Source organism: Paenibacillus sp. FSL P2-0136, assembly GCF_037975325.1.
Classification (GTDB): Bacteria; Bacillota; Bacilli; order Paenibacillales; family Paenibacillaceae; genus Paenibacillus_AQ; species Paenibacillus_AQ silagei.
Genome location: NZ_CP150244.1, coordinates 4,088,629 through 4,105,483 on the forward strand (window position 1 = coordinate 4,088,629; position 16,855 = coordinate 4,105,483).

Consider the following 16,855-nt stretch of genomic DNA (forward strand, 5'->3'; position numbering starts at 1 on the left):
AGCCCCTGGTTCTGTCTGTATTTGTTATTCGCGCCTCTTATCCTATCAGAAATAGGGCGTTCACTCAACTTCCGCAGTCATGATACGCTCAGCGGAGAGTGTCTGACTGACGGTTCCCAGCTGCAGGCCCTTGGCTCTGATCCCCCGGATCATCCCTCTCAGCGCTTGCGAGGAGGATGCTGTCGGATGCATCAGGATTAACGTTCCCGGCTCTACCCGGCTGCTGATCTTGGCAACAACTGATTCGGGGGACGGATTGCGCCAATCGACCGTATCCAGCGTCCACAGCACCGTCTTCAGTCCCAGTGAGGCGGCGATCTCCACCGTCTGCTGGTTAAAGTCGCCTGACGGCGGAGCAAACCACTTGTTCGTCACACCCAGGCTTTCCTTCAGCAGCTTCTGCGTCTTCTCAATCTCGGCAGTAGCACGTGTCCGGCTTAGAATACTCATCTTAGGATGCGTATACGCATGGTTCTCCACCTCATGCCCGCGCTTCAGCATCTCTGTTGCAAGCTCCTTGTTGCGGCTTAACCAGCTTCCGTCCAGAAAAAAAGTAACCTTCACCTTCTCTGCATCCAGAATGTCCAGCATTGGACGGATATACTCATTCCCCCAGGCCACATTAATCATCAGCGAGGCCATCGGCTTCGCCGGATTCCCCCGGTAAATCGGCTGCGCTCCCAGATCATCCAGTGATACCTTAGGCTTAATCTGGCGGTACAATAGCTTAAGGCCTGCTTCGGGTCCCCGTAAAAGCGCGCTCCGGTAGGTTGCCTCTACATCGACCTCCAGCCCGTTATACCCTGGTATGGCTTTCCATACCCGGTCCACAACAGCATTCACCGGCTGCGCATTCAGCGCCTCGGCACGACGGGTAATCTGCGCGCGCAGATCATCCTCCGCCTGATTCATTGCATAGCTCATCACGGTGGCCTCCGCCTGAGGCTTAAGCCCGGCAATCATCTCTTTCACGGGTCCATTCGTGCTGCCAATTCCAATGACTACTGCGATGCAAGCCAGCACTAGCGCCGCCTTGTCCGTCTTCATGACGTTATACCTCCCCGGCACAAACGGTCTGTTCCGTCTCCGCACCAGGGTCAAGCCGTGCGGGGACGCTTTGTCCCAGCCTATGTATGAAGGGTGCAAATTATGCATACTCGTCAATGCCGCCTCAAGCGGGTATGGTATAACCGTCAGTCAGGACGGTACTGCTGCGTATACTTTTCCAAAAAAAAGAGCCAGAACTGTACTGCTTCTGTCTCTTCTTACTCTATAGTCAGGATAGCGGTGAAGCGGCAGCGTAATGCTTACGCCTTCGCTCCGCTCTCTGAAGTCAGCACCGCTTTGCGCGACAGGTTGACGCGGCCCTGCTGGTCGATCTCCGTTACCTTCACGGTAATGGTGTCGCCAATCGCCACAACATCTTCCACTTTCGCCACACGCTCAGTGGACAGCTGGGAAATATGCACAAGTCCGTCTTTGCCAGGGATCAATTCAACAAATGCGCCGAATTTCTCAATGCGTCTAACCGTACCCACATAAATCTCACCAACCACTACTTCCTTCACAATTCCTTCGATGATGCCACGGGCCTTCTGGATCATAGCTTCGTCAGAAGAACCGATAAATACGCGGCCATCCTGTTCGATGTCGATCTTCACGCCGGTTTCTTCAATGATCTTGTTGATGATTTTACCGCCGGCACCGATCACATCACGGATCTTGTCCGGATTGATATTGATGATAATGATCTTCGGAGCATATTTAGACAGGCTCGGTCTTGGAGCAGCAATCGCTTCATTCATTTTACCCAGAATGAACATCCGGCCTTCTCTGGCTTGCTCAAGCGCTTCATGCAGAATTTTGCGGTCGATGCCGTCGATTTTGATATCCATCTGAATCGCCGTTACGCCTTCTGCTGTACCTGCTACCTTGAAGTCCATATCGCCGAGGTGATCTTCCATGCCTTGAATATCGGTCAGGATGGACACATGCTCCCCGTCCTTGATCAGACCCATCGCTACACCGGCTACAGGCGCCTTGATAGGCACCCCTGCATCCATCATCGCCAGAATACTGGCACAGATACTTGCCTGGGAGGTGGAGCCATTGGATTCAATCGCTTCGGATACCAGACGGATGGTGTACGGGAATTCAGTCTCACTTGGAATCACCTTGGACAATGCGCGTTCACCGAGTGCCCCGTGGCCGATCTCGCGGCGTCCCGGTGCTCTTAGCGGACGGGCTTCCCCAACGCTGAACGGAGGGAAGTTGTAATGGTGCATGAAGCGCTTGGTTTCAGCCGGATCAATACCATCCAGAATCTGCACATCGCCCAGTGCACCCAGTGTACATACGCTGAGGATCTGTGTCTGGCCGCGTGTGAACAGACCGGAACCGTGCGTACGCGGCAGCAGCGCTGTATCACATTCGATCGGACGGATCTCGTCCAGCTTACGTCCATCCGGACGAACCTTGTCATGCGTGATCAGACGTCTTACTTCATCCTTCACGATATCATGCAGGGCTTCCTTAACATCCTTAAGAAGCTCTGGGGTTTCTATGTATTTCTCTGCGAAATACGCCACCGCTTCGTTGTTCACCAGATCAATAGCATCCTGACGGGCATGCTTCTCGGCAATTCTTACGGCTTCCACCAGACGACTCTCTGCAAAAGCACGAACCTCTGTATTCACATCCGCATTAACCGCATGCAGCTTCACAGCCATCTTCTCTTTACCGGCAACGGCTACGAGCTGTTCAATCACAGCCACAATCTTGCGAACCTCGTCATGTCCGAACATGATCGCTTCAAGCATCACTTCTTCAGTCACTTCATTGGCTTCAGCTTCCACCATCATGATGGCATCCTTCGTACCGGCCACAACCACATAAATATCGCTGATTGCCTGCTGGGCTTGATCAGGGTTGATGATGAATTCTCCGTTAATCCGGCCGACAGCCACGCCGCCGATTGGTCCGTTGAACGGCACATCGGAAATACTGAGCGCAGCGGAAGTACCGATCATGGCAGCAATATCAGGCGCACAGTCCTGATCCACGCTCATTACCAGGTTCAAGACTTGAACGTCATTGCGGAATCCTTCCGGGAACAATGGACGAATGGGACGGTCTGTCAGACGGCTGGACAGAATCGCTTTCTCGCTCGGACGTCCTTCACGTTTGATGAATCCGCCAGGGATTTTGCCTACTGCATATAATCTTTCCTCATAATTCACTGTAAGCGGGAAGAAATCCAGATCTTTAGGCTCACTGGATGCTGTAACCGTACACAATACTGAAGTATCTCCGTAACGCACCATCACGGCTGCGTTCGCTTGTTTGGCCAGACGGCCTGTTTCCAGCACAAGGCGTCTTCCGCCCAGCTGCATTTCCACACGTTGTTCCATAAAACCCCTCCTTGAATGGTAATAATACGTTCCTGTATGTTCTACAAGCAAAAACGGCTTGTCCTCCGCAGAAGTGCTATAGCCGTTTTTGCGAATGCTATCAACTTGTCAACTGTAAAAGTTTACCCTAAATTTTCAAAAAGCAACCCGGCTGTCCCGCTGTCGCTCGTAAGAAGGACATACGGTATACAACCAGGCTGCTTTTGGGCTTAACTTATGGAAAATTAACGACGCAATCCCAGTTTTTCGATCAGGGCGCTGTAACGTCTGATGTCTTTGTTCTTCAAATACGCCAGCAGTTTACGACGTTGTCCAACCATCTTCAGCAGTCCGCGGCGGGAATGATGATCCTTCTTGTGCGTACGCAAGTGGTCAGTCAAATTAACGATGTTCTCCGTAAGGATAGCAACTTGCACCTCAGGGGATCCAGTATCGGATTCATGAGTTTTGTGCTCGTCGATCAATTGGTGTTTACGTTCTTGAGTCAATGCCATCCTGTTCACCTCCTTCATTATAATCGCCAGTAGCCTCGTCACCGTCGGTGAGAACAAGTAACCAAGCTAAGGTTCACATGCTGTCATTCCAGCAACGTTAATCAGTATAGCACCTTCACAGGCAAAAGTAAACGGCTTGTCCGGAAAGATTAGGAATGATATCCCAGCATCCCTTTGGCCGTCTCAGCATCTGCGCCGATCTGTGCAATTAAGGCCTGGATAGACTCAAATTTGCGCTCTGAGCGGATATAGGAGACCAGCTCCACCTTAAGCTCCTGCCCATAGATATCTGAGGCAAAATCAAACAGGTGAACCTCAAAGCTCGGAGTGGTCACGCCTTCGTGAAATGTTGGCTTCACGCCGACATTCATCACCCCGTACAAGACCTCGTCCCGGTAAAAGACCTTGACGGCGTATACGCCCTTGGCCGGAATCACATAGCGGTCTTCGAGCTGCAGGTTCGCGGTCGGAAAGCCGATGGTCCGGCCCCGCTTCTCCCCGTGACCGACGATACCGCGCAGGTGATAACAACGTCCAAACCAGGCATTGGCCTTATCCAGTTCCCCGCTCAGCAAGCTCTTGCGGATACCCGAGCTGCTGACCTTCTCTCCTTCAAGCAGGAACGGGGCGACCGTCTCTACCTTCATCGCACCCTGTCCCAGCTCCGCAAGCGTGTCCGCATCTCCCCCGCCCATGTAGCCGAAGCGGAAGTCGAACCCAACAACTGCAGTTATAATCTGCAGCGGAAGCAGCATTACAGAGACAAAATCCGCCGGACTCACCCGGGAGAGCTCTTCATTAAACTCAATTATATATAAAAGCTCAACACCCATCCCGGCAAGCAGCTCCTGCTTATCCTTAGAAGGGGTCAAATATCCCTCATAATCCCCCTTGCCCATAACATCCTTGGGATGGGGGTAGAAGGTCATCACCGCAGCGGGTACACCTGCCTCGCGGGCAAGAGCAACAGCTGAAGTGATGACACTGGCATGCCCGAGGTGCAGTCCATCGAACTGTCCCAGAGCAACTACTTGAGGCTGCGCGTACTGTGCTGCCGCCTCAGGCAGCATCGGATAGCTTAACGTTACGGTTCTCACGCTGTTTCTCACCTACATTCGCAAATAAATTAAAGTTTAGACCTGGGCAAACACCTTGACAGGTGCAATAGCTCCGGTAGCCTCCAAAGCATAAATACCGAGGAACTCCCCCTGCTGATCATAGAGACGGAAATCTCCGGCCTGCTTCACTTCCGGCATTACAAAACGGGACGACAGACGCTGCCCCTGCAGGGCTGATTTCTTCTTCTCTGCCGCAACGGTATGTCTGGGCAAATGTGAAATCGCCTCGTCGGCAGCAATCAGATGCTCATCCAGTGTACCGCCTTCCTTGTGTTCGGCAATTTGCTCCAGAGTCAGGCAATGACTGGCCGAGATCCCGGCCGACATCGTCCGCTCCAGCTTCACCATCACACCGGGAAGACCAAGCTTACGTCCGATATCTACACAGAGGGTGCGGATATAGGTTCCCTTGGAGCATAACGCCCGGAAAGTGATCTCCGGATAATTGCCGTTCCAGACCATTTCCTGCATCTCAATCTCATAAATCTCCACTTCACGGCTCTTGCGCTCTACGGTCTTGCCTTCCCGGGCCAGCTCGTACAGACGCTTGCCGTCCACCTTCACTGCGGAATACATCGGCGGTACCTGTGAGATCACGCCCTGAAAGGAGTTCAGCACAGCCAGCACTTCGGCTTCTGTGATATGAACCTCCTCAACAGATTCCGTAATCGTGCCGGTCAGGTCCTCTGTATCGCTGGCCATTCCCAGCCGCAGTGTGGCAACATATTCCTTGGGCAGCTCCTGGATATACTCAACTACTCTAGTAGCCCGTCCCAGACAGAGCGGCAATACACCAGTTACCTGAGGATCAAGTGTCCCGGTATGTCCAATCCGTTTCATGCCCAGAATGCGCCGCGCCTTGGCCACAACATCATGTGAAGTAAACCCTGCCGGCTTATATACAGCCAGAACTCCTGTAAGCTCACTCATAAATGACGTTTGACCTCCTCAAGCACCTGTGCCACAGCTTCTTCCAGACTTCCATTAATACGCGCGCCCGCTGCCCGGGTGTGTCCGCCGCCGCCGAAGGCTTGCGCAAGTAGCGCCACATCCACCTTACCTGCTGAACGCAGGCTGGCCTTCACCGCATGGTCATCAATGACCTTGAACAGAATGCCTACCTCTACCCCGCGGATATTACGGGGATAGTTGACAATCCCTTCAAGATCCTCATTGGCCGCTCCAGAGTCCAGCATATCCTGAGGTGTAACATACACCCAGGCTATATCTCCTTCAGGACTAAGCTGTAATGTGCTAAGTGCGCGGTTGAGCACCTTAACCTGGGGAAGCGTCATCTCTTCCAGCAGGGTCTCAGCCAGGTCCGGTCCATTCACACCCAGTGCCAGCAGCTCGGATACCGCCGCCATCACTTTAGGAGAAGTATTGCTGTAACGGAAACCGCCGGTATCCGTCAACAGCCCGGTATAAATGGCTGTGGCAATATCAATATCCCACTCGAGTTCAAAGGTCTTCAGCAGATCGAACAGAATCTCTGCTGTCGCTGCCGCATCCGGCTTGATGAGATTCACCGCGCCGTAGCCGTTGTTCGTTGGATGATGGTCTATATTCAAGATCAGGGCATCACTGGTGAAATGCTGCTGGGTAAGTCCTACACGCTGGAAATCAGCACAGTCAACACATATCACATGGCCGTACTGGCGGGGCAAAGAACCTTCAGACAGATTGACAATCTGATCGGCATGCCATAAGTATTCCATCCGCTGCGGAATCTGGCCTTCATTCAGCATCAGATATTTTTTGCCCAGACATGAGAGAAGCCAGCCCACCGCGAGGGTGGAGCTGACTGCATCTCCGTCCGGCTGAACATGCGACACTACAAGATAATCGTCGTGTTCCAGCAGAAACTTACGCGTCTGCTGGAGACTTTGTTCATAGCTCTGCATTCGCCGTCTCCTTTATGTTCCGTAGCCTATTCGTTTTTGCCGATTTCGCCGAGCAGCTTCTCAATATGACTTCCGTAAGCAACGGATTCGTCAATCTTGAAGATCAGCTCAGGCGTATGGCGCAGGCGGATCGCTTTGCCAAGCTCCGAGCGGAGAAAGCCATTAGCTTTCTCAATCGCTCTAAGCGAGTCTGACTTCTGCTCCTCGTCCCCGAATACGCTCAGGTATACCTTGGCCTGTGACAGATCGTTCGTCACATCTACGCCAGTTACAGTTACGAACCCGACACGCGGGTCCTTCAGTCCGCTCTGGATGAGCTGGCTCAGCTCTTTCTTAATCTGCTCGCCAACCCGTCCCGCTCTGATTTTAGACATCTTATTTCACCTCTTCGCTTAGCGCTCTACCGTTTCCATGATGAATGCTTCGATGATGTCGCCTTCAAGGACATCATTATAGCGTTCCAAAGTTATGCCACATTCATAACCCTGTGCCACTTCTTTTGCATCATCTTTGAAACGCTTCAAGGTGTCGATTTTGCCTGTGAAGACAACGATACCGCTGCGGATCAGGCGCATTTCAGCATTGCGGGTAATTTTGCCGTCGGTAACCATACAACCTGCGACGCTGCCCACTTTGCTGATTTTGAATACGTTGCGCACTTCAGCGTGGCCGATAACGTTCTCTTTAAAGATAGGATCAAGCATGCCCTTCATAGCACTTTCAATCTCTTCAATGACATTGTAGATGATGTTATGCAGACGCACATCCACCTTCTCCTGCTCAGCTGCCGCTTTCGTCTGGGCATCCGGACGAACGTTGAAGCCGATCACAATAGCATTGGAAGCTGCTGCCAGGGTAATATCGGATTCTGTAATCGCGCCGGCACCGCTGTGAAGGATCTTCACGCGTACGCCTTCCACTTCGATCTTGGCCAAGGAGCCCTTAAGCGCCTCTACCGAACCCTGAACGTCACCCTTGATGATTACGTTAAGATCCTTGATCTCGCCGTCCTTGATGTGCTTGAACAGATCATCCAGCGTAACGCGGGTGTTCGTGTTCAGCTCGGACTGGCGCTGCGATGTAGAACGTCTGTCAGAGATTGCGCGTGCTTTACGCTCATCTTCGAAGGCCATGAACGGATCGCCCGCCTGCGGCACCTCGGTCAGACCGGTAATTTCCACTGGAGTGGAAGGTCCCGCTTCCTTGATTTTGCGTCCCTTGTCATTCACCATGGCACGTACGCGGCCGAAGCAGTTACCCGCTACAAATGCGTCTCCGACCTTCAGTGTACCGTTCTGTACGAGAATACGGGCAACCGGTCCACGGTTCTTGTCAAGCTCAGCTTCTATAACAGTACCGCGTGCCCGTTTGTCCGGGTTCGCCTTGTACTCATTCACTTCAGCAACGAGCAGGATCATTTCCAGCAGCTCTTCAAGGTTAATGCGCTGCTTAGCCGACAGGTTGACGAAGATTGTATCGCCGCCCCACTCTTCCGGCACCAGCTCATAGCTTGTAAGCTCCTGCTTCACCTTGTCAGGGTCTGCGCCCGGCTTATCGATCTTGTTAACTGCCACAATGATCGGAAGTCCGGCTGCCTTGGCATGGTTGATCGCTTCTACGGTCTGAGGCATTACGCCGTCATCTGCCGCTACAACGATAATCGTCATATCCGTAACCTGGGCACCACGGGCACGCATTGCGGTGAACGCTTCATGGCCCGGAGTATCAAGGAATGTGATTTTCTTATGATTAATCTCAACCTGATAGGCACCGATATGCTGCGTAATTCCGCCTGCTTCGCCACCGGATACATTCGTGGAACGGATAGCATCGAGCAAGGTTGTTTTACCATGGTCAACGTGACCCATGATCGTTACAACCGGTGGCCGTGTCATCAGATCGTCTTCGGAATCATTCTCTTCAACGGTCTCGAAGCTGTCTTCGTCAACCGGAATCTTCACTTCTACTTCTACGCCGAATTCGCCGGCCAGCAGCAGAATCGTATCGATATCAAGCTCCTGATTGATGGTGGCCATAACCCCCATCGAGATCAGCTTCTTAATCACTTCCGAAGCATCCTTGTGAAGCAGCTTCGCGGTTTCACCCACGGTCATGCTGCCACGGACAATGATCTTCTTAGGTGTGTTGTCAATCTTCTCACGATATACGGTCGGCTGGTTTCTGCCGCGGTTGTTCTTGCCGCCACGGCCGCGATAGTTGCCGCCCTTGTTGTCGTCGTAACGTTTCTGGCCGCTGTTGTTGCCGCCAGGTCTGCCGCCAGTGGTATTCTTCTTAGGACCGTCATTGCGTGAGAAACCTCCGCCTGCATTGCCTTGACCTGACGGACGGTCACCTGTACGTGGTGCGCCGCCTTGTCCTTGCGGACGGCTGCCAGTAGAGCTGCCCTGTGGGCGGCTTCCGCTAGTAGAGCTGCCTTGTGGACGGCTTCCGCCAGTAGAGCTGCCTTGCGGACGGCTGCCAGTGGAGCTGCCCTGTGGACGGCTTCCGCCAGTAGAGCTGCCTTGTGGACGGCTTCCGCCAGTGGAGCTGCCCTGTGGGCGGCTGCCGGTGGAGCTGCCTTGCGGGCGGCTGCCAGTCGAACTGCTTTGTGGACGGCTGCTGCTTGAACTGCCCTGCGGGCGGGAATTCTGAGCGGATCCTGATGTTTGTGTTCTGCGGGAATCTTGTCCGCTTTGGGGCCTTGGGGACGTCGTCGACTGGTTGTTGTTTTGGTTACTGTTCATACCTACCTGCTTTTCCGATTGAATTTTGTTGGTATTCTGAGCACTGCGTACTTCGGCGGTTACCGCACCGGTAGTGACTACCGGACGGCTGCTGGTGCCGTTGTCCCGCTTGGCTGCAGCGTTTGACTTGATGTCCTTGAAGAACTGTTCAACTTTGTTCACGGAGCCATTCTCCATGACACTCATATGATTATTCACCGGAACATCCAAACGCTTCAGAATGGTAATAATTTCTTTACTGCTCATGTTCAAAGACTTGGCATATTCGTATACGCGCAGCTTATCCTTATTATCTTCTTTAGTCAATAACTCCACCTCCGACAGTATCTCCAAGCGTTCTGGAGATCATTTCCGCGAATCCTTTATCCGTAACGGCCAGCACCACGCGCTGGTCCTTACCAATACTTGCACCGAGTTCATCCCGGTGAAATGCGATTACTAGTGGAATATCGTAGGTTCCGCATTTATCGCGGAACTTCTTCTGGGTATTATCTGAAGCGTCACCTGCCAGGACGACCAGCTTCGCCTCTGAAGACCGCACTGCCTTAAGCACAGCCTCATCGCCGGTGACAATCTTGCCTGCTCTCATCGCAAGCCCTAAATAAGAAAGTGTCTTACTCATTGTCCTCACTATCCTTCGCTGCCAAAAACTGCTCCTCCACGGATGCAAAATCCCGGGCAAGCTGGGCATAGATTTCAGGACTGACCTGACATTTCAATGCCCGGTCAAGTGCTTTGGTCTTCTGTGCTAGCTTAAAGTATTCCAGTTTACCGCAGATATAAGCGCCACGGCCCGACTTCTTGCCTGTCAGGTCGATCAGCACCTCGCCTTCAGGCGTTCTCACCACGCGAATCAGCTCTTTCTTAGGCATCATCTCCTGGCTGGCAACGCATTTACGCAGCGGCACCTTTCTTTGCTTCATAACAAAGCACCTCCCGTCAGTCAGCATTCATTAATCGATGGAGACGGAATCCTGATGCATTTCATCATTGGACGATCTGGGTCTGCCGTATTCCTGCTCCGCCTGCGTCTCGCTCTTGATATCGATCTTCCAGCCGGTCAGCTTGGCGGCAAGACGGGCATTCTGCCCCTTGATGCCGATAGCCAGCGACAGCTGATAGTCAGGAACAATGACGCGGGCCATTTTCTCAGCTTCAAAGACTTGAACCTCAAGCACCTTGGACGGGCTAAGCGCATTGGCTACATACTCCTGCACCAGCTCGGAATATCTGACGATATCAATCTTCTCACCGCGAAGCTCAGTCACGATGGTCTGTACACGTGTGCCTCTCGGCCCTACGCAGGAGCCCACCGGGTCCACTTCAGGATTGCGTGAGAACACGGCGATCTTGGAGCGGAAGCCGGCTTCGCGGGCAACGGAACGAATCTCCACCACCCCGTCAAAAATCTCCGGCACCTCCAGCTCGAACAGACGCTTCAGGAGACCCGGATGACTGCGGGACAGCATGATCTGCGGTCCTTTGGTCGTGTTCTCCACCTTGGTGATATAAGCCTTGATGCGCTCGCTCTGCTTGAACTTCTCTCCAGGCATCAGCTCGCTCAGCGGAAGAACCGCCTCGATTTTGCCAAGATCCACATAGATATTGCGCATATCCTGACGCTGTACAAGGCCGGTAACAATATCATCTTCCTTGTCGATAAAAGCGTTATAGATCAGGCCGCGTTCCGCTTCACGGATACGCTGGGTAACCACCTGCTTCGCAGTCTGGGCGGCAATGCGGCCGAAATCACGCGGCGTGACTTCCTGCTCAGCGATGTCCTCCAGCTGGAAATGCGGGTTGATCTCCCGGGCAGCCAGGAGTGAGATCTCAGTCCGTGCATCGAGAACCTCCTCCACAATCAGCTTGCGGGCAAACACCTTGATTACGCCTGTGTTGCGGTTCATATCCACACGCACATTCTGCGCCGCATTGAAATTGCGTTTATAGCTGGAGATCAGCGCCGCTTCGATGGCTTCGAACAGCACATCCTTGCTGATGCCTTTCTCCCTTTCCAGTTCATTCATAGCTTCAATAAACTCCATACTCATGAAATTCCGGTCCCCCTTTCAAGACGTTAAAAAATAATGGCCAATCTCGCACTGGCGACCTTGGCGTAAGGTACCACATGTTCTTTTTTGCCCGCGGAGATGAGCAGTTCCTCGTTCTCGAACGAGAGCAACCGGCCTTCGAATTCTTTGAGTCCTTGAATCGGCTCATAGACCGTTACATATACGTCCTTGCCCACTGCCTTGGCGACATCCGCAGCTTTCTTGAGCGGACGCTCAGCTCCCGGCGAGGAGACTTCAAGGAAATACGCTTCGGAGAACGGATCATTCTCATCCAGCTTCTGGCTGATATATTCGCTGATGGTACCGCAGTCATCGATATCGATGCCGCCCTCTTTGTCTACGAATACGCGCAGAAACCAGTTGGAGCCTTCCTTCACGTATTCAACGTCCACCAGTTCGAAACCATTGTCCTCGAGATAGGACCCGAGCAGCTGCTCTACCGTTTGTTTAATTTTGGATTTGGGTGTGCTCAAAAGAAGATTACCTCCACGAACTTGTCTTTTGCTATATACCAAAGATAAAGAGTGGGTTTCCCCACTCTTTACACAACGGACTTATCTCATTATTACCAAAAAAATTATACCATAGTGAGGCAGCACTGACAAGTACCAGCCCTTGACTCCCCTTTTTAAAGGACTCTATATGCTATCACTTAAGCCGGTTGTTAGAACAGTGAAAGCTGGTTGCTCTCCGGCAATCCCCGGAAGCAGCCCATTCCCGTGAGCAGCTCAATCACCGTTTTACTGGCCTTGGATTTCTGCTGGAAATCCTCAATGGAGAGGAATTCTCCTGCGTCCTTGGCAGCAGCGATATTAATCGCAGCATTATCCCCGATTCCCGCAAGCGAGGAGAATGGAGGGATCAGGCTCGTACCGTCTACCGTAAATTTGGTAGCGTCCGAGCGGTACAGATCAATGTTCTTGAAGGTGAAGCCGCGTGCGGTCATCTCCAGGGCCATCTCCAGGACCGGAAGCATAGCTTTTTCCTTAGGCAGCGCCTGGAAGCCCTTGGCTTCGATCTCTACCAGCTGGCGCGCAATGGCTTCGTAGCCTTTGCAGCACAGCTCGATATCGAAATCCGCCGCGCGGACCGAGAAGTAAGTCGCATAGTATTCTATCGGATGATACAGCTTGAAGAAGGCTGTTCGCACCGCTGAAATAACATAAGCCGCGGCATGGGCCTTCGGGAACATATACTGGATTTTGAGACAGGAATCAATGTACCACTGCGGCACCTTGCAATTCTTCATCTCTTCAATCCACTCCGGCGGCAAGCCCTTCCCTTTACGCACGCTCTCCGTAATTTTGAAGGCCAGACTGGCATCCATGCCGGCCTTATAGATCAGATAGAGCATAATATCATCACGGCAGCCGATTACCGTCTTAATGTTGCAGGTGTTGTTCTTGATCAGCTCCTGGGCATTTCCCAGCCACACGCCGGTTCCATGGGACAGCCCCGAAATCTGCAGCAAATCGGCAAAGCTGGACGGCTTCGCTTCGACAAGCATCTGGCGGACGAACTTCGTCCCCATCTCGGGCACTCCATAAGTGGCTACCGGGGTGCGGATCTGATCCGGCCTTACCCCGAGCGCATCCGTAGAGTTGAACATACTCATCACCTTCGGATCATTCATTGGAATGGTCGTCGGGTCGACGCCAGTCAGATCCTGCAGCATCCGCATCATCGTCGGATCATCGTGGCCGAGAATATCGAGCTTGAGCAGGTTGGCATCGAAGGCGTGATAGTCGAAATGGGTGGTCTTCCACTCGGCTGTCACATCATCCGCCGGGAACTGCACCGGAGTGATATCTTCGATCTCCATGTAGTCCGGCAAAACAACGATACCGCCGGGATGCTGCCCCGTACTGCGCTTCACACCGGTACAGCCGGCGGCAAGCCGTCCAACCTCCGCGCCGCGCCAGCGCTTCTGGTGATGCTCCTCATATTTCTTAGTGAAGCCGAAGGCGGTCTTCTCCGCCACCGTACCGATGGTTCCCGCGCGGAATACATTGTCCGGACCGAACATTGTTTTGGTAAAATTATGGGCGTTCGGCTGATACTCCCCGGAGAAGTTAAGGTCGATATCGGGAACCTTGTCCCCTTTGAAGCCCAGGAAGGTCTCAAACGGAATATCCTGCCCTTCTCCCTTAAGCTTGCCGCCGCAATCCGGACAGTCCTTATCCGGCAAGTCAAAGCCGCTCGGTACACTTCCGTCCAGGAACCATTCGCTGTGCCGGCATTCGGAATTGGTGCAGATATAGTGGGCCGGGAGAGGATTAACCTCCGATATTCCAAGGAATGTTGCCACTACCGACGAGCCTACCGAGCCACGGGAACCGACGAGATAACCGTCCTGGTTCGACTTTTTGACCAGCCGTTCCGAGATCAGATAGTTGGCGGAGAACCCGTATTTAATAATCGGGGCAAGCTCCTTCTCCAGACGGGCAACCACAACCTCCGGCAGCTCCTCGCCGTAGATCGATTTGGCAGTGTCATAGCAGGTATTGCGGATCTCATCATCCGCACCTTCAATAATAGGTGTGAAGAGATCGCTTGGGAACAAATCGTACTCCTCGAACCGCTCAGCCAGCTCAACAGTATTCGTTACCACGACTTCCTTCGCTTTGGCTGCACCCAGGTATTCGAACTCGGCAAGCATCTCATCGGTTGTACGGAAGTGGGCATCCGGCTTGTTCTGGTCCTTCAGCGGACTGAACCCGGTAATCCCGTGGATCGTAATATCGCGGAACAGCTTATCGCGCGGCTCCAGATAGTGCACATTCCCAGTGGCTATCACCGGCTTGTTTATCTGCTCGCCAATCTCACAGATTTTGCGTACAACTCCCCGCAGGTCCTCTGGACTCGCTACGAACCCTTTATCCACCAGATGCATGTACATGGTCAGCGGCTGGATTTCCAGCACATCATAGAACTGGGCAACCTCAATCGCCTCTTCTAAGGTCTTGTTCAGCACAGCCTCGAAGAACTCGCCCCGCTCACAGCCGGATATGACGAGCAGTCCGTCACGATGCTCTTCAAGCTTCGATTTGGGAATGCAGGGTACCCGCTTGTAGTACTCGGTATGCGACATGGAGATCAGCTTGTAGAGGTTCTTTTTGCCGATGGGATTCAGTGCATAGATGCCGCAGTGAAACGGCCGCACATTCGACAGGTCATTGCCTACATAATCATTCAGCCGGTCCAGCCGGGTCATCCCCTTCATCTTCTCCGCATCGGCCAAGAGACCGTTCAGAATCCCGCCCAGTGCTATCGTATCATCCACCGCACGGTGATGGCTCTCCAGCAGTACCTTGTACTTGTCAGCAAGCGTATTGAGCCGGTGGTTCTTCATTTTGGGGAAGAGCAGACGCGCCAGCTCCAGCGTATCCAGTGAAGGATTCGGCAGCTCCGGCTGCCCCAGCTTCTTCAGAGAAGCTTGAATGAAGCCCATATCGAACCGCGCATTGTGCGCAACGAGAATGCTGTCTCCTACAAACTCCACGAATTCCTTAAGCACCGGTTCCAGATCCGGGGCATCCTTGACCATTTCATCCGTAATGTTCGTCAGCTGCTGGATGTGGTAGGGGATTTTCTCATGCGGATTGACAAAGGTGGTGTAGCGGTCCAGCTCCTTGCCTTCGCACATCTTGATCGCCGCAAGCTCCGTGATGTTATTGCGTGTGATGGACAACCCCGTGGTCTCGATGTCAAAAACGACATAGGTTGCCGTCTTAAGCTCCAGCGGCTGCGCATTCTCCACGATATTGACCGCGTCATTGACGACATTGGCCTCGACACCGTAGAGCATCTTGAGCTTATGCTTATGGGCGGCATGATTCGCATCCGGGAAGCTCTGAACATTGCCGTGGTCGGTAACTGCAAGTGCCGGGTGGCCCCATTTCGCAGCTGTTTTGACATAGGCATCAATCGGTGCTACCGCATCCATCGTGCTCATAGTCGTATGCAGGTGAAACTCCACGCGCTTCTCCTTGGCATTGTCCTTACGGGCAGGCGGCGCCGACACCTCGGTCAGATCCGAAGGAATCATCACCAGCTCGGGAATCTGCATGAACCGGTCATACTCCACTTTGCCGCGCGCCCGGACCCATTTGCCGTTAGCCAGCTGACCCATGATCTTCAGCTCTTCCTTGGTTTTGGCGAACATCTTCATCTGCAGGGAATCCGTAAAGTCTGTGATGCAGAAGGTGAACAGCGTATTCCCGTTACGCAGCTCTTTGCTGTCCAGCCCGAAGATCGTCCCCTGGATTGTAATCTTCTTCTCTTCATCCTGAATCTCCAGAATGGAGACGGCCTGCTCCTTAATGTCATTCCCGATCTGAAGCTTAATGACCTCGCCCGGGTCCCCCGCTTCTTCAGGCTCGTCCGGCTCACTGTTCATCATCATCAGCTCTACCAGCTCACGCTGCTCCTGCTGGAGCTTCTGCTGGAACTCCTCATAGGCATCCGCTTTGTTCTTAGTCTCATCCTCGGACATCTGCAGCTTGACCTTGAGAGGGAGAGCGAAGTATTTATCATAATATTTAATAATGGCGGCTTCGATACCCTTTTTGCGGGCCAGTTCGAGCGACATGGAATCGTTCAGGCTTAGGATGAGCGTGCCGTCCTGCAGCTCCTGGCTGGAGCGCGTCAGCCAACCGTTGACGGACGGAATCTCACGCTGGACCCACTCCAGGAACATGCCCCAGTACTCCTGTACAATATCAGCTCTGCTTACAGTATCATCATATAGGAACAAGAAGCTGACCTTGGCAATATGCTGCAGCTTCTCACGCATTCTAAGGATAAATGCCCGGTAGGTCTGGGCGGGAATCAGGGTTGTCTTCGCAATCACGATATGCCAGTCATGGTTGCCGCGGCTAATCTCCACCCGTTCAATCTGTCCGTCTACAAAATAGGGATCAATCATAGCAGGTGGAATCTCCCCCTGCTTCATCAACAGCTCAAACCTCTTTCTTCTCTCCACGTTCTGCTCCATGAATTCCCCACCTAACTCGGCAATAATTGTAAGAAAAAGCCTCCAGCTTAAAAAGCATTGGGTACTTGCGGCCCGCCGACTCCTCTCGCCAGAAGCTGATATAAAAAAATAACAAAT

At 52.9% G+C, this 16,855-nt stretch carries 12 protein-coding genes and 1 pseudogene; all 13 read right to left on the reverse strand.

Annotation, left to right across the window (positions count from 1 at the left end):
* Positions 1-60: 60 nt before the first annotated feature.
* The 13 genes and pseudogenes from NYE26_RS17185 to NYE26_RS17245 all read right to left on the reverse strand — a co-directional run bounded on the left by NYE26_RS17185 (position 61) and on the right by NYE26_RS17245 (position 16,738).
* The gene (locus tag NYE26_RS17185; RefSeq protein WP_339249036.1) at positions 61-1,047 is read right to left on the reverse strand and encodes a polysaccharide deacetylase family protein; all 987 of its coding nucleotides are present in this window, start codon (positions 1,045-1,047) and stop codon (positions 61-63) included.
* A 260-nt stretch (positions 1,048-1,307) separates the two neighbouring features.
* Positions 1,308-3,410, reverse strand: a complete 2,103-nt coding sequence (pnp, locus tag NYE26_RS17190; RefSeq protein WP_209879026.1) for a polyribonucleotide nucleotidyltransferase — start codon at positions 3,408-3,410, stop codon at positions 1,308-1,310.
* 224 nt (positions 3,411-3,634) lie between these two features.
* Positions 3,635-3,904 (reverse strand): 30S ribosomal protein S15, encoded by a 270-nt coding sequence (gene rpsO / locus NYE26_RS17195; protein ID WP_019910460.1) that lies wholly within the window; start codon positions 3,902-3,904, stop codon positions 3,635-3,637.
* A gap of 149 nt (positions 3,905-4,053) precedes the next feature.
* On the reverse strand, positions 4,054-5,001 hold the full coding sequence (locus NYE26_RS17200; protein WP_036724731.1) for a bifunctional riboflavin kinase/FAD synthetase: 948 nt from the start codon (positions 4,999-5,001) through the stop codon (positions 4,054-4,056).
* Between the two features lie 36 nt (positions 5,002-5,037).
* Complete coding sequence (truB, locus tag NYE26_RS17205) at positions 5,038-5,952, reverse strand: tRNA pseudouridine(55) synthase TruB (RefSeq protein WP_339249038.1); 915 nt, start codon at positions 5,950-5,952, stop codon at positions 5,038-5,040.
* Positions 5,949-6,926, reverse strand: coding sequence for a bifunctional oligoribonuclease/PAP phosphatase NrnA (locus NYE26_RS17210; protein WP_209879030.1), 978 nt, complete (start codon positions 6,924-6,926; stop codon positions 5,949-5,951). The genes truB and NYE26_RS17210 overlap by 4 nt, the downstream gene beginning before the upstream one ends.
* A 26-nt stretch (positions 6,927-6,952) precedes the next feature.
* The gene (rbfA, locus tag NYE26_RS17215) at positions 6,953-7,300 is read right to left on the reverse strand and encodes a 30S ribosome-binding factor RbfA (protein WP_036692621.1); all 348 of its coding nucleotides are present in this window, start codon (positions 7,298-7,300) and stop codon (positions 6,953-6,955) included.
* A gap of 18 nt (positions 7,301-7,318) precedes the next feature.
* Entirely contained in the window at positions 7,319-9,976 is a 2,658-nt protein-coding gene (infB, locus tag NYE26_RS17220) for a translation initiation factor IF-2 (RefSeq protein ID WP_339257517.1), read from the reverse strand.
* A pseudogene (locus tag NYE26_RS17225) lies at positions 9,974-10,292 on the reverse strand (YlxQ family RNA-binding protein); the annotation flags it as partial. The pseudogene NYE26_RS17225 and the gene infB, both read right to left, overlap by 3 nt.
* The gene (locus NYE26_RS17230) at positions 10,285-10,593 is read right to left on the reverse strand and encodes a YlxR family protein (protein ID WP_036692616.1); all 309 of its coding nucleotides are present in this window, start codon (positions 10,591-10,593) and stop codon (positions 10,285-10,287) included. The pseudogene NYE26_RS17225 and the gene NYE26_RS17230, both read right to left, overlap by 8 nt.
* Before the next feature lie 30 nt (positions 10,594-10,623).
* On the reverse strand, positions 10,624-11,721 hold the full coding sequence (gene nusA / locus NYE26_RS17235; RefSeq protein ID WP_036724723.1) for a transcription termination factor NusA: 1,098 nt from the start codon (positions 11,719-11,721) through the stop codon (positions 10,624-10,626).
* A gap of 26 nt (positions 11,722-11,747) precedes the next feature.
* Complete coding sequence (gene rimP / locus NYE26_RS17240; protein WP_036724721.1) at positions 11,748-12,215, reverse strand: ribosome maturation factor RimP; 468 nt, start codon at positions 12,213-12,215, stop codon at positions 11,748-11,750.
* Positions 12,216-12,406: 191 nt separating this feature from the next.
* Positions 12,407-16,738 (reverse strand): PolC-type DNA polymerase III, encoded by a 4,332-nt coding sequence (locus NYE26_RS17245; RefSeq protein ID WP_339249041.1) that lies wholly within the window; start codon positions 16,736-16,738, stop codon positions 12,407-12,409.
* Between the last annotated feature and the right edge of the window lie 117 nt (positions 16,739-16,855).